At 70.0% G+C, this 17,866-nt stretch carries 17 protein-coding genes; 7 read left to right on the top strand and 10 right to left on the bottom strand.

The window, feature by feature from the left end; genetic code table 11:
- On the top strand, positions 1-2,202 hold a 2,202-nt coding region (locus VKV26_12805; protein HLZ70774.1), incomplete at its 5' end, for a penicillin acylase family protein.
- Positions 2,203-2,224: 22 nt separating this feature from the next.
- Here the strand turns inward: VKV26_12805 and VKV26_12800 are convergent.
- Positions 2,225-2,635 (bottom strand): nuclear transport factor 2 family protein, encoded by a 411-nt coding sequence (locus VKV26_12800; GenBank protein ID HLZ70773.1) that lies wholly within the window; start codon positions 2,633-2,635, stop codon positions 2,225-2,227.
- 242 nt (positions 2,636-2,877) lie between these two features.
- On the opposite strand from VKV26_12800, the gene VKV26_12795 reads away from it, so the two are divergent.
- A complete protein-coding gene (locus tag VKV26_12795; GenBank protein ID HLZ70772.1) occupies positions 2,878-4,140 on the top strand; it encodes an MFS transporter in 1,263 nt (420 codons plus the stop codon).
- 286 nt (positions 4,141-4,426) lie between these two features.
- Here VKV26_12795 and VKV26_12790 read toward each other — a convergent pair whose 3' ends face one another.
- From VKV26_12790 to VKV26_12750, 9 genes are all read right to left on the bottom strand, one after another.
- Complete coding sequence (locus tag VKV26_12790) at positions 4,427-5,830, bottom strand: HD-GYP domain-containing protein (protein HLZ70771.1); 1,404 nt, start codon at positions 5,828-5,830, stop codon at positions 4,427-4,429.
- Between the two features lie 301 nt (positions 5,831-6,131).
- Positions 6,132-6,458: a hypothetical protein gene (locus VKV26_12785; protein ID HLZ70770.1), complete on the bottom strand. Its 327-nt coding sequence runs from the start codon at positions 6,456-6,458 to the stop codon at positions 6,132-6,134.
- A gap of 152 nt (positions 6,459-6,610) precedes the next feature.
- A complete protein-coding gene (locus VKV26_12780; protein HLZ70769.1) occupies positions 6,611-6,970 on the bottom strand; it encodes an antibiotic biosynthesis monooxygenase in 360 nt (119 codons plus the stop codon).
- A 50-nt stretch (positions 6,971-7,020) separates the two neighbouring features.
- Complete coding sequence (locus tag VKV26_12775) at positions 7,021-8,160, bottom strand: thiolase family protein (GenBank protein HLZ70768.1); 1,140 nt, start codon at positions 8,158-8,160, stop codon at positions 7,021-7,023.
- Between the two features lie 191 nt (positions 8,161-8,351).
- A complete protein-coding gene (locus VKV26_12770) occupies positions 8,352-8,798 on the bottom strand; it encodes a hypothetical protein (GenBank protein ID HLZ70767.1) in 447 nt (148 codons plus the stop codon).
- A 190-nt stretch (positions 8,799-8,988) separates the two neighbouring features.
- Positions 8,989-10,287 carry a glutamate-1-semialdehyde 2,1-aminomutase gene (gene hemL / locus VKV26_12765; GenBank protein ID HLZ70766.1) on the bottom strand — a complete coding sequence of 433 codons (1,299 nt, stop codon included), beginning with the start codon at positions 10,285-10,287 and terminating at the stop codon, positions 8,989-8,991.
- 287 nt (positions 10,288-10,574) lie between these two features.
- A complete protein-coding gene (locus VKV26_12760; GenBank protein HLZ70765.1) occupies positions 10,575-11,606 on the bottom strand; it encodes a sigma-70 family RNA polymerase sigma factor in 1,032 nt (343 codons plus the stop codon).
- 43 nt (positions 11,607-11,649) lie between these two features.
- A complete protein-coding gene (locus tag VKV26_12755) occupies positions 11,650-12,279 on the bottom strand; it encodes a cupredoxin family copper-binding protein (GenBank protein HLZ70764.1) in 630 nt (209 codons plus the stop codon).
- Positions 12,280-12,282: 3 nt separating this feature from the next.
- A complete protein-coding gene (locus tag VKV26_12750) occupies positions 12,283-13,425 on the bottom strand; it encodes a cytochrome D1 domain-containing protein (protein ID HLZ70763.1) in 1,143 nt (380 codons plus the stop codon).
- 252 nt (positions 13,426-13,677) lie between these two features.
- Between VKV26_12750 and VKV26_12745 the strand changes: the two genes are divergently transcribed.
- The 5 genes from VKV26_12745 to VKV26_12725 all read left to right on the top strand — a co-directional run.
- Positions 13,678-14,133 (top strand): DUF4269 domain-containing protein, encoded by a 456-nt coding sequence (locus VKV26_12745; protein ID HLZ70762.1) that lies wholly within the window; start codon positions 13,678-13,680, stop codon positions 14,131-14,133.
- 65 nt (positions 14,134-14,198) lie between these two features.
- A complete protein-coding gene (locus VKV26_12740; GenBank protein ID HLZ70761.1) occupies positions 14,199-14,396 on the top strand; it encodes a hypothetical protein in 198 nt (65 codons plus the stop codon).
- 114 nt (positions 14,397-14,510) lie between these two features.
- Positions 14,511-16,541 carry a chloride channel protein gene (locus VKV26_12735; protein HLZ70760.1) on the top strand — a complete coding sequence of 677 codons (2,031 nt, stop codon included), beginning with the start codon at positions 14,511-14,513 and terminating at the stop codon, positions 16,539-16,541.
- A 192-nt stretch (positions 16,542-16,733) separates the two neighbouring features.
- Positions 16,734-17,522, top strand: a complete 789-nt coding sequence (locus tag VKV26_12730; protein HLZ70759.1) for an alpha/beta hydrolase — start codon at positions 16,734-16,736, stop codon at positions 17,520-17,522.
- An 80-nt stretch (positions 17,523-17,602) separates the two neighbouring features.
- Positions 17,603-17,866, top strand: a 264-nt coding sequence (locus VKV26_12725; GenBank protein ID HLZ70758.1) for an LLM class flavin-dependent oxidoreductase, incomplete at its 3' end; no start/stop codon positions are given.

Raw genomic sequence — 17,866 nt, 5'->3', positions numbered from 1 at the left:
GAGCACGACGCCTGGTTCGGCCAGGGCTACGCGGCGGCGCAGGATCGCCTCTGGCAGATGGAGTACGACCGGCGGCGTGCCTGCGGCCGCTGGGCGGAAGCCGCCGGCGCCGTGGCCGTGCCCGGCGACCGCCTGGCGCGCCGGCTGCAGCTGGCGCGGGCTGCGCAGGCGGACCTCGGCGTTATGTCGGCCGAGACGCGGGCGATGTTCGAGGCGTACGCGGCGGGGGTCAACGCCTTTCTCAGCTCCGGCCAGCCGCTGCCCGCCGAGTACGCAATCACGGGCATCAACCCCGAACCGTGGCAGCCCTGGCATTCCGTGGCGCTGTTCAAAATCCGCCACGTGCTGATGGGCGTCTGGCAGCAGAAGCTGACGCAGGCGCGGCTGCTCGCCCTGATCGGCCCGGAGGCGTACGCCAGGCTCGACGGCCAGCCGCCGGCCGGCTCGCCCGTGATCCTGCCGCCCTCCGGCGCCGTGCGCCGCCTGTTCGAGCAAGCCGCGGACGATCTGCGCGAGTCCGCGGAGCAGCTCGGCTTCCTCGCGGAGGTCGAGGCCGGCTCCAACTCCTGGGCGGTGCACGGCTCCCGCACAACCACCGGCAAGCCGATCACCTGCAACGACTCGCACCGCGCCCTCGACGTGCCGACCGTCTACTGGCAGGCGCACGTGGCCTGCCCCGAGTTCGACGTGATCGGCGGCACCTTTCCCGGTCTGCCCGGCTTCCCGCACTTCGGGCACAACGGCAGCGTCGCCTGGAACATCACCCACACCGGCGCCGACTACCAGGACCTCTATATCGAGGAGTTCGACCGGCAGAATCCGGGCCGCTGCCGCACCGCCGAAGGCTGGGCCGAGGCGGAGCGCTCCGAGGAAACGATCAGTGTGCGTGACGGCGAGCCGGTGCGGATCGAACTCTGGCGCACACGGCACGGCCCCGTCGTCCACGGCGACCCGCGCGGCGGTCACGCGATCAGCCTGCGCTACACCGCCACGGAGGGCCCCTGCCGCGGCTTCGAGCCGCTGCGCCCGATGCTGCGCGCCCGCACCGTGGCCGAGCTGCACGAGGCGCAGCGCGAGTGGGTCGATCCGGTCAACAACCTCGTCTCCGCCGACACCAGCGGCAACATCGGCTATCTGACACGCGGGTATCTGCCGATCCGCAGTTCGCAGGCGCACCGCCAGTTGCCCGCGCCCGGCTGGAGCGGCGAGCACGAGTGGAACGGCCGCGTGCCCTTCGAGCAGTTGCCGCAGGCGATCAACCCTGAAGAAGGCTTCATCGCCACGGCGAACCAGAAGGTCATCCCCGGCGACGAGCCGTACATCGCGCATCAATTCGCCGTGCCCTCGCGCTGCGAGCGCATCCGCGAGTTGCTGGCCCAGGCCACGAAGCTCAGCCCGGATCAGATCGCCGCGATTCAAGGCGACCGGGTGTCCGTCGTCGCGCGGCGCTGGGCCTCACTCTGCCGCCGCCTCGGCCCGTTCGCCGGCGCCGCCGAGCAGGCGCGGCAGATGCTGGCAGGCTGGGACGCCGATCTGCTGCCGGAGAGCGGCGCGGCGCTGCTCTACGCCTGCGTGCGCCGGGAGTTGGCCCGTGCCCTGTTTGAACCCGTGGTCGGCTCCGAAGCCTGGGCCTGGCTCGCTTCCGGCGATCTGCCGCCGCTTGGGCGCATGATCCACGGCTGGTTCGCGAACGTCACCTGGTCGCTGGACGGAAACGGCGCCGCGGCCGCGCCGGACGGCCGATCGTGGAGCACGCTGATGCCCGCGGTATTGGAGGCGGGCTGGCAGGCCGCCGCGCGCTGGGGCGGCGCCGACCCCATGGCCTGGCGCTGGGACGCGCTGCACCGTACCCATGCCCGGCACCCGCTGGCCGCCGGCTTCCCGGCGCTGGGCGACCGGCTGAGCCCACGCCGCGTGGCCGCCGGCGGTGACAGCGACACGATCCAGTGCACGGCCAGCGGCTGGAATCCGCAGGCGCCGTTCGACATCTCCGCGCTCTCGGTCTATCGCCAGGTGGCCGACATGGCCGATCTGGAGCACGCGAGCTTCGTGGTGCCCGGCGGCGTCAGCGGCCTGCCCGGCACGGAGCACGCCGAAGACCAGCTCGAACACTGGCGCACCCACCGGCGCATACCGGCCAATTTTGGCGAAGCAAACGTGGCGGCCGCGGCAGCACATACGCTGGTGCTGCAACCGGCGTAAGCGCTGCTGCCGCCCGGCGGGGTCATCCGGGCAACGGCGTGCTCTCGGTCTGGGGGCGGTCCGTTTTGGCATAGGTCAGCTTTTCGACGATCAGGCCGTCGCGCAGGCGCAGGATGTCGAGCCCGCGCCAGCTACGCCGGCTGCCCTTCCATGCGAAGACGCACAGCCAGCGGGCAAGCGCCTCCTGCGCCTCGGCATCGATGAACAGATCTTCGAGGTGAAACTGGATGTCGCCGTAGTCGCCGCGGAAGTTGGGCAGGAAGCCCTCGCGCACCTGCGCCTTGCCCTGCCAGACCTTGCCGTTGAACTCGTCGTAGATCGCGTCGTCGGCCACGCAGGCCATTGCCGCGTCCAGGTCGTGCCGGGCCCAGGCGGTGAAGAAGCGATCGATCAGCGCCGAAAGTTCGGCACGAGATGTGCGCACGCTCGTCATAAATTGCCTTTCCGCCATGGTTGCGATCGGGTAAACTTGACAGAAGGAATCAACAAGCACTATAGCTTGCCGAGATTGGAGGTCGAACGCGGGGGCCGCATCAGGGCATTCCCCTAAAAAATTGCTCCTTGACACACTTGCAAGGCACATGCAAGACTTTATTCACGGTCCTGCGACGTGGTATCCGCACGTCTGAATGCATGCGCAGGGATAGTGCGGCCAGGTTGAACGAGGAGCCGCTGGTGAGCGTGGCCTACGTCGCGGCCCCGGCCACAGCACGGCAACAGCCGCTGCTCCTCGCGAACGGGAGCTTCCGCTGGCTCTGGCTGGCGCATCTGATCTCGATGTTCGGCGACGGTTTGTACACCGTCGCCCTCCCGTGGCTCGTCTACAAGCATACCGGCTCCGGCATGGCGACGGCGATCGCCCTGGCGGCCGGCGCCATCCCCTACATCATCGTCAGCCCGATCGCCGGCGTCTACGTCGATCGCTGGGATCGGCGGCGCACGCTGGTCGGCGCCGATCTGCTGCGAGCGCTGGCGCTGCTGCTCTTTCCCCTGGCGCTGCTCACCGGCTTCAACCTGGCCCTGGCCCTGGCCCTGGCGATCGTCTTGCCGGCGATCGGCCGCTTCTTCGTGCCGGCACAGCGGGCCACCACCCCGTCCCTCGTGACGGCCGATGAACTGGTCGGCGCCAACGCGTTGATGGAAGGCGCCGGTCAGGCCGCGTATATCGCCGGCCCCGCGATCGGCGGGCTGCTGATCGCGGCCTCGGGGGCGGTCTCGTTACTCTTCATCGACGGCGCCACCTTCGTCGCCTCGGCGCTGCTGCTGGGCCTCGTCGCCTTTCCCGGCGCCGAACGCCGTCGCCGCGCGGCGGGCGGGTTCCGCGCAGCCTTGGCCGAGGGACTGCGCGTCACCTGGCGCACACCGGCGCTGCGCACACTGAGCCTGCTGGCCGCCTTTGTGATCTGTTTCTTCGCCGCCGTGCCCGCGCTGCTGCCGCTCTGGGTAGGCCGCTCCCAGCCCGGCGCCTACGGCCTGCTCTTCGCCTGTTTCTCGGTCGGCTCCGTGCTCGCCAGCCTGGCGCTTTCGCGCTGGGGGCGAGCGCTGCCACGCGGCGCTCTGGTCGTCGGTGGTGTCTTTGGCATGGGCGCCGGCGCGGTGGGCTTCGCCGCATCTTACGATACCGCTGCCGCCGCCGTGGCGCTGGCCGCCTTCGGCGCCGGCGTCAGCGCCTACAACGTCGGCGTGTTGACCTTGCTGCAGCGCTTCAGCCCGCCGGGGGTGATGGGCAGGGTGCTCGCCTTTAACGATACCTTCGCCTGGTCGCTGCGTCCGCTGGCGGTCGTGGCCGCCGGCGCGCTGGCCGACGCCGCCGGCGTGCATCCGACACTGGTCATTATCAGCATCGGGCTGCTAGTATGTGGCATCATGGCAATGGTCGCACGGCCACTGCGGGAACCCATCCCCGTGGCGGCGTCAGCGGAGGTGCGAACGGCCTGACGGAGCAGGCCGCAGGGCTGCGAGGCAGAGGTTGGCGGAACTGGCCGTTTCGCGGGAGTGTTGCCGCACCCCCGGGGAAAGGAGACCAGTGCATGGCCCTCTGGTAAATCGAGTTCCTGACCCTCAGAACGTTGCAACCGTTCTGTTCTAGTTGTCCCGGCGCCAATCCGGAATCCAGAGCACCGACCAGTTCTGCCAACCTCCGCCTCGCAGCCATCCTGCTCCAGGGGATCCAGCCCGGCGACGCGCGGCTTCGGGCCGAGCGTCGTCTGCTCTCTCGGGCCGCTCATGCCACCATGTGCACGGCATCCGGACGGATCGCCCACAGCTCCGTCCAGAGATTCAGGAATACCTCCACGACGTCCGGATCGAACTGGCTGCCGGCGCAGCGGCGGATTTCGGCCACCGCCGCCTCCGGCGGCAGCGCCCGCCGGTAGGGCCGGTCCGTGGTAATCGCGTCGAACGTGTCGGCGACGGCGAAGATGCGCGCCCCGAGCGGAATCTGCTCCCCCTTGAGCCCGCGCGGATAGCCGGTGCCGTCGTAGCGTTCGTGATGCGCCTGCACCAGCGCCGCCGCCGGCTTCAAGAAGTCGATGTCACGCAGAATGCCGAAGCCGATCTCGGCGTGGGTCCGCATCTCGACCCATTCGGCGTCGTCCAGCGCCCCCGGCTTGCGTAGCACGGCATCGCGGATGCCGATCTTGCCCACGTCGTGCAGCAGGGCGCCGCGCGCGATCGTCTCCCACTCGATCGAGCCACGCTCGACCCCGAGCTGCTCGGCCATGATCTGGCTGTAGGCGGAAACGCGGTAGGAGTGGCCCTGCACCTCGTTGTCGCGCGCATCCAGCGCGCCCACCAGCGCCTCCAGCGTGCCGCGGTAGGTCGAAAGCACCTGCTCGTTCGCGCTCTGCAGACGGGCGGCCAGTTGAATCAGGTCGGCGTTCTTCTGGCGCAGATCCTCGACGCTGCGCGTGGTGTGCGCGAGGTACTGCCGCCAGGCCAGGTGCATGGCAACCACCGGCAGCGCGAAGGCGATCAGCTCGTAGAGCCCCGCGTAGCGGTAGGCCACGGCCACGCCCGTGCCCACCGGCCCGAGCAACAGGGTTTGCGGCAGCATCCAACGGAAGCGCTCCCGCCAGATAGCGAGCGGGCTGTCGCCCGAGAGCGCCCAGCCGAAGCAGCAGACCGGCACGATGTTCGCCAGATAGAGGGCGCCGGAGGCGATCAGGCCGAACGAGAGCAGGTAGAGCGGTTCTGTCTCGCGAGCCGTCGGCAGCGCGTGGCCCGCAAGTCCGCCCACCAGCGCTGCCAGCGTGAAGGCGCCCGCGTTGTAGGGGCAGCGCCAGCCGTGGGGATGTGGCCGCAGCTCAGCGCCGATCGCGGCGGCACACCCCACCAGCGCGGCCGCGAGCGGCCCGCTGAGGAAGGCCGCGGCGATGATCGGCAACGGACCCAGCGAAACCCTGCTGCCGTAGGCGGGCAGCGGTATGGCGCCGATCAGCGCGGCGATTAGCATCAGCACCAGCGGCACGCCGTCGGGATGCGCGATGAAGGCGCGCGCCCCGCTCAGGAGAACCAGCGCCCCGGCGGCCGCCATCAACATGGCCAGCGCCGCGGCCAGGCGCGGGTGCGGCCGTGCGGGCTGAGCCTGCGCCGGCGCGGGCACCGAGACGGCGACGGGAGCGGTCACCTGGCGCGTCGCGATCGGTGCAACGCGCCGTTCGCTGTCCGTACGAGATGGAGCTGAGAGCACGATCCACGCCTTCTTGCCGCCATGCACGGGCGGATCTGCACTGTAGTGATCGCATGACGGCCGCGTTCCTTTAGTGATACCGCCGAATGCAAGCAAACTGTCATAGGGCGTGCCCCTAATTTCGTGAATTCGCTCCTGTCTCGTTCCCGCAAGGCGGCGAAGCGGGCGCGCGGCAGCCGCGCGCGGCACGTAGATGCCGGCGCCCGATCAGGGCAGGCAATGCGTCAGCGGGGCGCGATCAGCGGAAGAGCTTGTGGAAGATGTAGCCGGCGCCGAAGCCGATCGCCAGCGCCGCGGTGGGGTGCGCCCGACAGAAGTGCATCAGGTCGCTCCACATCTCGCCGGGACCATGCTGCTCGAGGTACGCCGCGCCGCTCTCCAACGGCCGCGCCGCCGCCGCGGCTGCACGGTCGGCGCCGGGCAGCGGCGCACTCATCGCCCGCTCGCGCATGCGGCCGGCCACATCGCGCAGGGCGCCCGCGGCCCGCGCCTTCTGCTCGTCGATCATGCCCAGGTCCTCGCGACTGCCGTTGCCCGAAGCGCTGGAGGAATGCGACTGTGCCATGATCCCGATCCTTTCCTGGCGTCCGCTCCGCCGCTTGCTGAACGAGTCGTGCTGAGTGAGTGATAGCCCCTCCGCGCCGCGCCTGCATGCCGCCGCCGCAGTATTAGCGCGACCGCCCGACGCTTCCCTCCCGGTGGCCCCGGCGCGGAAGGTCAGGGCAGCGCCGCACCGCCCCAGCGGGCCGCGACCGGCGCCGGCGCCTCCCCGCGCTCGTCCATGCCGTAGTCGCGCACGATCTGCGCCACGCTGATCCGGTAGCCGGCGAAGATCGCACCGCGGCCGCGGGCCTGTGCCTGCTGGTGGCCGAGATGCTCGCGCCAGCGCAGGATCGCCGCCTCGTCGCGCCAGAACGAGAGCGAGACGAACTTGCCCGGGTTGTACACGCTCTCGAAGCGCTCGACGGAGATGAAGCCGTCGATCTGCTCCAGCTCGGCGCGCAGGCTCGCGGCCAGGTCGAGATACTCCTGCGCCCGCCCCGTCAGTGGTTCGACTTGAAAAATCACCGCGATCATCGCTGCCTGCCTTGCGCCCGCACGGCTGCGCCGCTGGCCTTGCGCTGCCGTCAGCGGTCGTTGCGCAAAATCAGCGTGGCGTGCGTCGTCATCACGCCGCCCTGGTTGGAGACGAGGGCGGTGCGGGCGTCCGCCACCTGCCGCTGGCCGCACTCGCCGCGCAGTTGCCGCACCGCCTCCACGATCAGCTGCATCCCTGGCATGCCCGTCTCCGACAGCAGGCCACCAGAGGTGTTCAGCGGCAGCGAGCCGCCCGGCCGTGTCTTGCCGTCTTCGAGAAAGGCGCCGCCCTCGCCCTTCTTGCAGAAGCCGTAGTCCTCGACGGAGATGATCGGCACGATGCTAAACGGGTCGTACAGCTCCAGCACGTCCATGTCCCCTGGCCCGAGGCCCGCGATGCGGTACGCCGTCTCGGCAGAGCGCTTCGCGCCCGACGTCGTCCATTGTTCGCGTGTGGGCAGGCCCCAGGCCGGGTGGCCCTGGCCGAAGCCGCGCAGATAGACCGGCGGCTTCTTCAGGTCGCGCGCCCGCTCGGCGGAGACGAGCACGGCCGCGGCGGCGCCGTCGGTAATCGGGCAGCAGTCGAGCAGATGAAACGGCTCGACCACGTAGCGCGAGTTCTCGCGATCCTCGTGTGTGATCGGCGTGCGGAAGACAGCATTGTCGTTCATCGCCGCCCAGGCGCGGTCGGAGATCGGCGCCGAGCCGAGCTGGCGATCGCTCAGGCCGAACTCATGGATGTAGCGGCGGGCGATCATGGCGTAGTTGGGCGGGGCGCCGAACATGCCGTAGGCGCCGTCGTCATCGGCGCGGGCGCGGGCGTAGGTCTCGCGCGAGCCGGTGATCGGATTGTCGCCGTAGCTGATCACGGCCGCATGGCACAGCCCCTCTTCGATGCACATCGCCCCGTACTGGATCAGCGCGGCGGTGCTGGCGCCGGCCGCGTCGAGCGTAGCCGTGACCGCCGGCACGATGCCGAGGTCCTGGCAGATGCGGGCGGAGAAGAGCATCTGGAAGTTGGAGGTCGGCGCCTTGGTCAGCACGGCGTCGATCTCGCTCTTGGCGATGCCGCAGTCCTCGATCGCGTTCTTGATCGCCTCGACCGTCAGGCTTTCGGCGCTGCGGCCGGCGAGCTTGCCGTAGCGTGTATTGCCCACGCCGGCGATGCAGTACTTGTCGCGAATCGGCATCGTCCATCCTCCGCCCGCGCCGGCCGGGGCGCACGCCGGCGCCCCCCAGTATTGGCCCTGGGCGCGCCGAACGGAAGAGGGATGAGGAGATGATGATGACTGATGATGAGAGGAAGAAGGGAAGCCGGCGCGGCTCCGAGGCCGGGTCTGGCCGACCGGGCCGCCCCGGTCCGCGGCGCCGCGCACATCTCCTAAGGCGTATAAATGACGCCGAACTGGTTGTCCACGACATCGCCCTGGTCGGAGACGGAGAAGTTCGACGTGATGTAGCCACTGGCGCCCTTGAACTGGCCCTCGCCGCCGGCGATCTGCCAGATCACTGCGCCCGTGCTCAGCTTCGGATCGGCGCTCGGCCCGAGCGTGCCGCGGCCGACGGTGGTGAAACGCAGGGTGTTGCCGGCGCCGAAGCTGATGCTGCCTTCTTCGTTGAAGCCGCCGCCGTCCAGCATCGTCACCGTCGACTCGAACCGCGCGGTCTCGCCGGGGATGGCGGCGATGCTGGTCTCGACGCCGCTGCTGCCGACGTTTGTCGTGATCGCGCTGCTGGGCGAGCTGGTCGCCGCCTTCAAGACGCTGCCGGCATCGTTGGCCGGCTGGGCGCGGCCCTTGAACTGGAGCGCGTAGAGGAGCTGAGCCATCGTCCGGTCCTTTCTGTGCGCGGCGCCGCTCGGCGCCCGTTCGCCTCAAATAAACGCGGGGGAGCGCGTGATTGGCGCGGGAGCGCCTGCGTGTGGGGCTACGATCGGGCGGCCCGGCCGATCGGCGGCAGGCGTGTGATCGCAGCGTCACCTGTACAGGAGTCGGCACAGGATAGCAGACCAGGTGGCCTTACGCTGCGAGCGCCTCGGTGAACGCGGCGATCGTCGCGTCGATCTCGGCCTCGCCATGCGCCAGCGAGACGAAGGCGGCCTCGAACTGGCTGGGCGCGAGGAAGACACCGCGCTCGAGCAGGGCCGTATGAACGCGCGCATAGCGCGCCGTGTCCGCCGTCTGCGCCGAGGCGTAGTCCTGCACGGGGCCGGCGGTGAAGAAGCCCGTGAGAATACTGCCCACGCGGTGCAGCGTGGCCGGCACGCCCCTGGCGCGGCAGGCGCTTTCCAGGCCGCGGCCAAGCCGCGCCCCCAGCTCCTCGAGCCGTTCGTAGACACCTGGCTTTTGCAGCTCGTGCAGCGTGGCGCAGCCGGCGGCCATCGCCAAAGGATTGCCGGAGAGCGTGCCCGCCTGGTAGACCGGCCCCAGCGGCGCCACCACCTCCATGATCTCGCGCCGGCCACCGTAGACGCCGACCGGCAGCCCGCCACCGACGATCTTGCCGAGGCAGGTCAGGTCCGGTTCGATGCCGTAGCGCGCCTGCGCCCCGCCGTAGGCCACGCGGAAGCCGGTGATCACCTCGTCGAAGATCAGCAGCGCGCTCTCGCGCCGCGTGATCGCGCGCAGGCCTTCGAGATAGCCCGGCGCGGGCGGCACCACACCCATATTGGCCGGCACCGGCTCGACGATCACGGCCGCGATCTGCCCCGGCCACGCGGCGAACTGCGCCTCGACCGCGGCCAGGTTGTTGAACGGCGCGATCAGCGTCTCGCTTACGGCCGCGGCCGGCACGCCGGCGCTGCCCGGCAGGCCCAGCGTGGCGATACCGGAGCCGGCCTGCGCCAGCAGCTGATCCGAGTGACCGTGGTAGCAGCCGGCGAACTTCACGATCTTGTCCCGCCCCGTGAAGCCGCGCGCCACGCGCAGCGCCGACATCGTCGCCTCGGTGCCGCTGGAGACGAAGCGCAGCAGCTCGATCGTTGGAAACGCCTCTCGCACCAGCGCACCCAGCTCGTTCTCCAGCCGCGTAGGCATGCCGTAGCTGGCGCCGTCGGCCGCGGCCCGCTGGATCGCCGCCACCACGGCCGCATGCGCGTGGCCGAGGATCAGCGGCCCGTAGGCGCCGACGTAATCGATGTAGCCGTTACCGTCCAGGTCGTAGACGCGGCAGCCGGCGGCGCGGGCGATCACCGGCGGCTCGCCGCCCACGGCGCGGAAGGCACGCACGGGGCTGTTGACGCCGCCGGGGAAGAGCGTTTGCGCCCGCGCGAAGGCGGTGCGAGAGAGGGTATGCGGCTGTGCCGTCGTGTTTGCCATGCGTCGTTCACCTTGCGGGGTGGACGCTGGCGCAGGCGCTCAGCCTCCCTTTCCCCTTTCCTCCCATAGACACACAGGCCGGGGATTGAGGCAAGCGACATCTGCCGAGCCGCACAGGCAAGAGCGGGCGTTTCTGGGCGAAGCGCTGCGAACGCCGCACATCGTGCGCCTCGGCCATCGACGGCTAGCCCAACGCCCTCTGGATCGCTGCAACCCGGGATCGCCCCTCTCCTTCTCCCAGGATTGGGAGAAGGAGAGGGGACGGGGGAGAGGATGAGGGCCGAACGCTACGGCCCCGTCCAGCCAATCACGGTGTTGCCGCCTGGCGCAGCAGCGTGCTGGCCCGCGGGCTCCAGCGTCACGCGCACCTCGTCGGGCAGTTGCGTCAGGTCCTGGCCATCGCTGATCAGCAGGGCGCTGCCGGATGCGTCCGGCCGCAGCACACCCAACTGCCGCCAGGTTGAGCCGTGGCGCACCCACGCCCGATACGCCTCGCCCCTGGGCGCCGGCTGCGCATGCGCAATACTGACCACCGCCGTGCTCACGCCCGGCCGGCCGCGGTAGGCGCCGTGCACCGCCGCCGGCGCGCCGGGCGCGGCCGCGAGATGCAGCTCCGTCGTCTCGCTGGTGGTGGCGAGCAGCAGGCCGCGCTGCTGCCGAGCGCTGCGCTCCTGCTCGACGTGATAGCGCACGCCGAACAGCGTCAGCAGGCCGCCAAGCGCCAGGATCGCCGCGGCAAGCGACGGGGCCAGCGCCACGCGCAGCTTCTGCATGCCGGAGCGGATGCGCGATTTCGTCGTGCCCAGCGGCAGGTCGAGCTGCCGCGCCACCTGCTCGTGCGTCAGCCCGCTGAAGAAGGCGAGGTTCAGCACCTGGCGTTGGGTCGGCGGCAGCTCCTCCAACGCGGCGCGCACGGCGGCGCGGCTCTCCGCCCGCTCGGCCATTTCGGCCGGGTCCGGCTCGCGGTCGGGCAGTTCCAGCAGGCGCAGCCCCTCCGGGTCCGGCTCGGCCTGCGGGCGGCGGCTGCGCCGGCGCAGCTCATTGAGAATGCGGTAGTGCGCGATCTGCAGCACCCAGCTGCGCACCGCGCCGCGCTGCGGGTCGTAGCTGCCCGCCGCCCGCCAGACGGAGAGCAGCACATCCTGCACGACCTCTTCCGCCGCCGGCCCGTCCAGCGAGCGCACGCCGATGCCGTAGATCAGCGGCGCGTAGCGGGCGTAAAGCGGGCCGAGCGCCTCCTGGTGGCCCGCCGCGAGCTGCCGCATCAGTTCCTCATCCGGCGTATCCGGACGCAAGGGAATGGGTCGCGCCGCGTTCATGCGTGTACTTCCTGTTGCCGCCAGGCGGCAGTCCGTGGCCGCATCAGCCGCCGACAATTATCGTGCCCTTCATGAAGGGATGGATCGAGCAGTGATAGCTGAATGTGCCCGGAGTTGTGAAGGTTTGGCTGACCGCGGCGCCGGCGGCAAGCTGCCGATCGGTGATGCCCTCCGCGTCCGGCGTGACCGTGTGCGTCACCGCATCTTTGTTCGTCCAGGTCACGGTCGCGCCGACCGGCACGCGCAGCGTCGCCGGCGCGAAGGCGAAGCCGCTGATCGTCACGGCCTGCTCCGCCCCGGCCCCGCCCGCCGCCGGAGCGGTGGCAGAGGGCGTAGCCGGGGCTGCTGTCGCCGGAGCGCTGGCGGACGCGGCCGGAGTGGTGAGCGCCGCGGCGGCGCCGGCGGACGGGACGGCTGTGGCGCCCGTGCCAGAGACGACGGCTGCAGCGGGCTGTGTGCTCGCCGGCTGGGCAGACGTCCCGGGCGCCGTCTTCGCGCCGTAGCCGTTGTTGCCGCTCGAACAGGCGGCGCCCGTGATCAGCAGCACCAGGCCCGCGGCGACAAGGAGCGGGGCGCGGTGAGCCGTACCCGTGGCCCATCTCCGTGTGCGTGTAATTGAGCAGGCAAGGAGTGAACGGAGCGAGCACCATCGAATGTGGCGAAGTTCGTACATCGGCTAGCGCTCCGCGTCCGAGGTCGAGGCGCGGAAGGCGACGGCGCAGGCGGTAACCAGCAGCAGCGCCGCGCCGCCGAGGCTGAGCAGCAGCGCGCGGTCCGTGCCGCGGCCCGCCTGACCGCCGCTGCCCGTGGCCGCCAGCGCGGTAACACCCTGGGCGGCGGGCGCCGGCACGACCACGATCTTACGCGGCGCATTCCCCACCGGAATCGTTGCCGTCACGCTGTCGTTCCCGAGGTTGACGACGGAGACGCTATTCGAGTTCTCGTTGGTCACGTAGGCGGTCTTGTTGTCCGGCGAGAGCGCGATCCAGTGCGGCATGTCGCCGACCTTGACCGCGGTGACGAGCGCGTTCTTCGCCGGGTCGAGCACGTCCAGCTCGCCCGGTCCCTGCGCCACGACGAGGCTCATGTCGCCGCCCGGCACGAAGAGCGGGTGATGCGGCGAAGCGCCGACGCCGATCTGGGCCGCGATCTTGTTCGTCGCGGGGTCCAGCACCTGCACCGCATCCGCACCGGCCAAAGTGAACTCGAGCTGCTTGCCGTCCGGGCTGAAGTTGAGGGCGCGCGGCGTCTTGTCCAGCGGCACGCTGCCGGTCTGCTTGCGGCTGGCGATGTCGAGAATCACCAGCGCCGTCTGGCCCTGGGTCTGTGAGGCGACGTAGGCGGTTCTGCCATCCGGCGTGATGGCGATGTTGTGCGGACTGCCCACCGGCGCCTGGCCGAGCACGGTGTTCGTGGCCGTATCGATGAAGACCACCTGGCCGGCGCCGAACACCGCGGCCAGCACCTGCCTGCCGTCCGGCGTGATCGCCAGGCCGTGCGGCATCGTGCCGACCTCGATCGTGGCCGTGATCGTATCGCTGGCCGTGTCGATGACGCTGACCTTGGAGTCGCCGTCGCTGCTCACATAGACGTGGCGGCCGTCCGGCGTGGCGACGATGCCGTGCGGCCCCGCGGGCACGGGGATCTTGCCGATCACCGCGTTGGTGGCCGTGTCCAGCACGGCCACGGTGTTGTCCTTGAAAATGCCGGCGTAGGCCTTCGGCCCCGCGGCCTGGGGCGGCGCGGCGGCGGCATGCGGCGCCGCCTGGCCGAAGGCGCCGAACAGCGCCAGGACAACACCAAAGAGCAAAGCCGGCACGGTGCTTCGCCGCAACCAGCGCCGCCCTGCTGTCGAACCATGTACGCGAGCCATCTGACTCGTCCCCCTGTTGAGCATTCGTGCGGGCCGCGCCGGCCTCCCGTGCGCGCCCGCCGATCTGTGGTACACCGGAGGCGGCGTCCTGGATGACGCGAGGATGATGAGTGTGCGGATTGGGATGGGCCGTATGCTGCCGAAGGACCGGGCGGCGGGGCGGACCCGTCCCGCACCGCCGAGGAAGCTGCCGGCACGATGCACAGTCGCTTTCTGACGATCGACTACCTGCGCGAGGGCACGCCGCGCCAGCAGGCGGCGCACGCGGCTATGGCGAGGCTCGGCGTACTCGAGCGGCTGGCCACGTACGCTCCCCTGCTTGCCGGCACGATTCCTCTCGATGTTGATACGCCGGACAGCGATCTCGACCTGCTCTGCCAGGTGCCGGAGCACGAGTTCGCCGCCTTCGAGGCGGTTGCCCGCGCCGCCTTCGGCCGTTGCGACGGTTTCGCGGTGCACCGGGCCGAACACCAGGAGCTGCCCAGCGCGATCGTGCGCTTCCGCGCCGAGGGCTTCGCCTTCGAGCTGTTCGGTCAGCCGCTGCCCGCCAGGCAGCAGCAGGGCTTCCGGCATTTGCTGGCCGAGGCGCGGCTGCTGGCTGCCGCGTCCAGCGAGGCAGGCCCGGCCATTCGCACCCTGAAGCTGGGGGGCTGAGGACGGAGCCGGCCTTCGCCGAGCAGTTCGCGCTGGCGGGCGATCCTTATGTCGAACTACGCCGGTTGGCCGACGCGCCCGAAGGGGAGATCGCGGGCATCGTCACGCGCGCGGCGGAGGTGCGGCGGACCTGCGTCTTCTGCGGCATCGTGGCCCGGCAGGCGCCCGCACATACGCTGCGCCGCGACGCACACACGCTCGCCTTCCTCGATTTGGACCAGCGCGATCCCGCGCGGCGCTGGCCGAGGAGTGCGCGGACCTGAACGCGCCCGCCGGTCTTCCGCAAGCCCCCGGAAGTTCGCTATAGTAGTATTGCGCTTATCTATCGTATGGCGATATATTGAAGGCGATGAATCCCTGGCCGTGGAGGCATGCCGTTGGCAACATCGACCCTGACCGACCCCGAAAACCGACGGATTGCCGCCTTCACGGCGCTGGGCATCGTGCTCGGCATCATCGGCGCCGTCGTCGCCTTCGTGCTCTACCGCCTGATCCTCTTCTTCACCAACGTCGCCTTCTTTCAAAAGTTCAGCTTCAATGTCGTCTATCCCAGCGACAACCACGTCGGTCTCTGGGTGATCGTGATTCCCGCCATCGGCGGCCTGATCGTCGGCATCATGGCCCGCTATGGCTCGGACCGCATCCGCGGCCACGGCATTCCCGAGGCGATGGAGGCGGTGCTGATCAACCGCAGCCGCGTGGCGCCCAAAGTCGCGATCTTAAAGCCGATCTCGGCCGCCATCGCCGTGGGCACGGGCGGGCCGTTCGGCGCCGAGGGGCCGATCATCCAGACCGGCGGCGGCATCGGCTCCGTGATCGGCCAGTGGCTGCATCTGACCGCGAGCGAGCGCAAGATCCTGCTCGGCTGCGGCGCGGCGGCGGGCATGGTCGGCATTTTCTACACGCCGATCACCGCCGTCGTGATCGTGCTCGAGCTGCTGCTGTTCGAGTTCCGTGCCCGCTCGCTGGTGCCGGTGATTATCGCCGCGGGCGTGGCGGCCGGGGCGCGGCACTATCTCATCGGCGACAACCTGATGTTCCCGCTCAACGAGAGCTACGGCAGCCCGTCGATTCTCTGGCTGTTCGCCGTGCTGGGCATCGTGGTCGGCGTGATCGCGGCGTACTTCAGCAAGGCGCTGTATTTCACCGAAGAGGCGTTCGAGAAGCTCGGCGAACTCGGCGTTCACTGGATGTGGTGGCCGGCGATCGGCGGCCTGATCCTGGGCGTGATCGCCTATTTCGAGCCCCGCGTGCTCGGCATGGGCTACAACACGATCGCCAATGTGATCCACGGCAAGCTCAGCACGGGCGACCTCGTGCCGCTGGCCGTCGGCAAGAGCGTGGCGCTGTGGGTCTCGCTCGGCTCCGGCACCTCCGGCGGCCTGCTGGCGCCGATGCTGCTGATCGGCGCTGCCACGGGCAGCATCTTCGGCTCGGTCGTGCACAGCATCGCCCCGGGCGCCTCGTTCAACGCGCACGTGGCCGCGATCGTGGCGATGAGCGCCCTCTTCGGCGCGGCGGCGCGGGCGCCCTTCACCGCCGTCGCCTTCGCCTTCGAACTGACCGGCGACAACAGCGCGATCATCCCGCTGATGATCGGCGGCGCCTGCGCCGACGTCACCTGCCGCTTCTTCCTCAGGGACTCGATCATGACCGAGCGGCTGGTGCGGCGCGGCCTGCGCGTGCCCTCAGACTACGAGGCCGACCCGTTGCGCGCGGTCAGCGTGGGCACGGCCATGACGACCGCCGTGAATGCCATCCCCGGCTCGATGCCGATCAAGGAAGTGGTGGCGCGCATGGACGCGCGCCAGCCCGACTTCGCGCACCAGGGCTTCCCGGTAATCGACGATCAGGGGCGGCTCACGGGCATTGTCACACGCAGCGATATCGCCACGGCCACGACAGCCGAGCCCGCCACGGCCGAGGCCTCGCTCGACGACCCGATCAGCCAGCTCAGCTCGACGGACCTGAGCGTCACTTACGCCGACGTGCCGCTCTCGCTGGCGCTGTCGCAAATGGTGCGCCGCAAAGTCGGCCGCTTGCCGGTGGTTGAGCGCGGCGACGAACGCCGGCTGGTTGGCTGGCTCTCCCGCAGCGACATCTTCCGCGCCCGTGAGCGCGCGGTCGAAGACGAAGAGGTGCGCGAGCGCGTGTTCACCACCGCGCTGTTCTTCCCGCGCCAGCGCCGTGCCCTGCGCGAGGCCGAAGCCGCCACTGCTGCCCTCACCCATGGCGATGGCAGGGAGAGAGAACGGGCCGGCGTGCCGCATCCCGGCACAGACGGCGTGACCGGCCTGGAGCCCGAGATCGGCGCCACGGCGCTGCGCACGCCGGACGGCCACGGCCGCAACGGCAGCGCCGGCGCCAGCGACGGCGAGCATGCGCCAGGCGACAAGGTGGCCCGCTAGACAGCGGGCCGGCCAACCCTTCGCTGCGGATTCCGCATCCTTCGCGAAAATGCATGCGGATCCGCGGTCCGCAAAGCGCCGGCATGATCTATATTCACGGCAGCGGCCCGTAGATGGTGCGCCCCGAGGCGTGGGGCCGCGCTGAGCCGCGCACACGCGCATGCGCGCTGGCATGCAGAGGAGGTGCCGATCGTGACGACGGCAACCGGATCGCACACCGAACAGACGCTGGAGGTGGCCGGCCGCAAGCTGCGGGTGCTGGAAGGGGGCGCCGGGGCGCCGCTGGTCGTCTTGCATCACTCCACCGGCAACCCCGGCTGGGTGCCGATCTTCGAGCGCCTGGCCGAGCGCTTCCGCACGATCGTTCCCGATCTGCCCGGCTACGGTCAGTCGGAGCGGCCGGAATGGGCGCGCGAGGCGCGCGACATCGCCATCCTCGTCAATCGCCTGCTGCAGAGGCTCAAGCTCGGCCCAATAACGCTGGTTGGCCTCGGTTTCGGCGGCTTCATCGCGGCCGAACTGGCGACCATGAACCAGCAGGCGCTGAGCGGCCTGGTGCTGATCGGCGCCGCGGGCCTGCAGCCGAACCAGGGGGAGATCCTCGACCAGATGCTGATCGACTATCACGAATACGTCGAGGCCGGCTTCCGTGACGGCGAGGCGTACCATCGCGCCCTCGGCGACGACCCGGTTGCCGCCTTCAAAGAGCTGTGGGACTTCAGCCGCGAGATGACGGCGAGGCTCGCCTGGCGGCCATACATGTTCAACCGCCGGCTCGCACCCCTGCTCGGCGAAGTCGACACCAGCACGCTCGTGATCTGGGGCGAGAAGGACGACGTGGTGCCCGTAAGCTGCGCCCACCAGTACGCGGCGGCGCTGCCCAACGCGACGCTCGAGATCGTGGCCGGCGCTGGTCACTGTGTGGAAATGGAAGAACCCGAGCGCATCGCGCAGCTGATCACCACGTTCGCGGGCAAGTAGAGCAGGCTCGTTCGACCGCATACGCGCCGGCGACGAGGCACCGCTTGCGGCGCCGCGCTGCAACGGAGGAGAGGAACAGCATGTTCATCGGCTACTTCACGGAGCGGCCCTATCAAGACCCCAACTCCGGCTACTTCGGCGCCACCGGCCGCGACATCACCGACCTCGCCATCTCCAACGGCACCTACGACCCGAAGCTGGGCGCGGAGCTGTACAACCGCTACCTGGACGAGAAGCTGTACGCCGAAGCCGTGGGCTTCGACGGGCTGATGCTCAACGAGCACCACTCCACCCCCTTCTGCATGGGCGGCGTGATGAACGTCGAGGCGGCGATCCTCGCCCGC

It is taken from the genome of Dehalococcoidia bacterium, from assembly GCA_035310145.1.
In the GTDB taxonomy this organism is placed as follows: Bacteria; Chloroflexota; Dehalococcoidia; order CAUJGQ01; family CAUJGQ01; genus CALFMN01.
Note: the sequence above shows the minus strand (reverse complement) of the source record. Positions and strands in the feature narration are given on the sequence as shown.

What these genes read in the sequence shown, in the direction of transcription:
- VKV26_12775 (HLZ70768.1), bottom strand. Translation starts at nt 8,160, where the DNA reads ATGCCGATTCGCGACAAGTACTGCATCGCCGGCGTGGGCAATACACGC.
- VKV26_12760 (HLZ70765.1), bottom strand. Translation starts at nt 11,606, where the DNA reads ATGAACGCGGCGCGACCCATTCCCTTGCGTCCGGATACGCCGGATGAG.
- VKV26_12780 (HLZ70769.1), bottom strand. Translation starts at nt 6,970, where the DNA reads ATGATCGCGGTGATTTTTCAAGTCGAACCACTGACGGGGCGGGCGCAG.
- VKV26_12800 (HLZ70773.1), bottom strand. Translation starts at nt 2,635, where the DNA reads ATGACGAGCGTGCGCACATCTCGTGCCGAACTTTCGGCGCTGATCGAT.
- VKV26_12755 (HLZ70764.1), bottom strand. Translation starts at nt 12,279, where the DNA reads ATGTACGAACTTCGCCACATTCGATGGTGCTCGCTCCGTTCACTCCTT.
- VKV26_12785 (HLZ70770.1), bottom strand. Translation starts at nt 6,458, where the DNA reads ATGGCACAGTCGCATTCCTCCAGCGCTTCGGGCAACGGCAGTCGCGAG.
- VKV26_12745 (HLZ70762.1), top strand. Translation starts at nt 13,678, where the DNA reads ATGCACAGTCGCTTTCTGACGATCGACTACCTGCGCGAGGGCACGCCG.
- VKV26_12770 (HLZ70767.1), bottom strand. Translation starts at nt 8,798, where the DNA reads ATGGCTCAGCTCCTCTACGCGCTCCAGTTCAAGGGCCGCGCCCAGCCG.
- hemL (HLZ70766.1), bottom strand. Translation starts at nt 10,287, where the DNA reads ATGGCAAACACGACGGCACAGCCGCATACCCTCTCTCGCACCGCCTTC.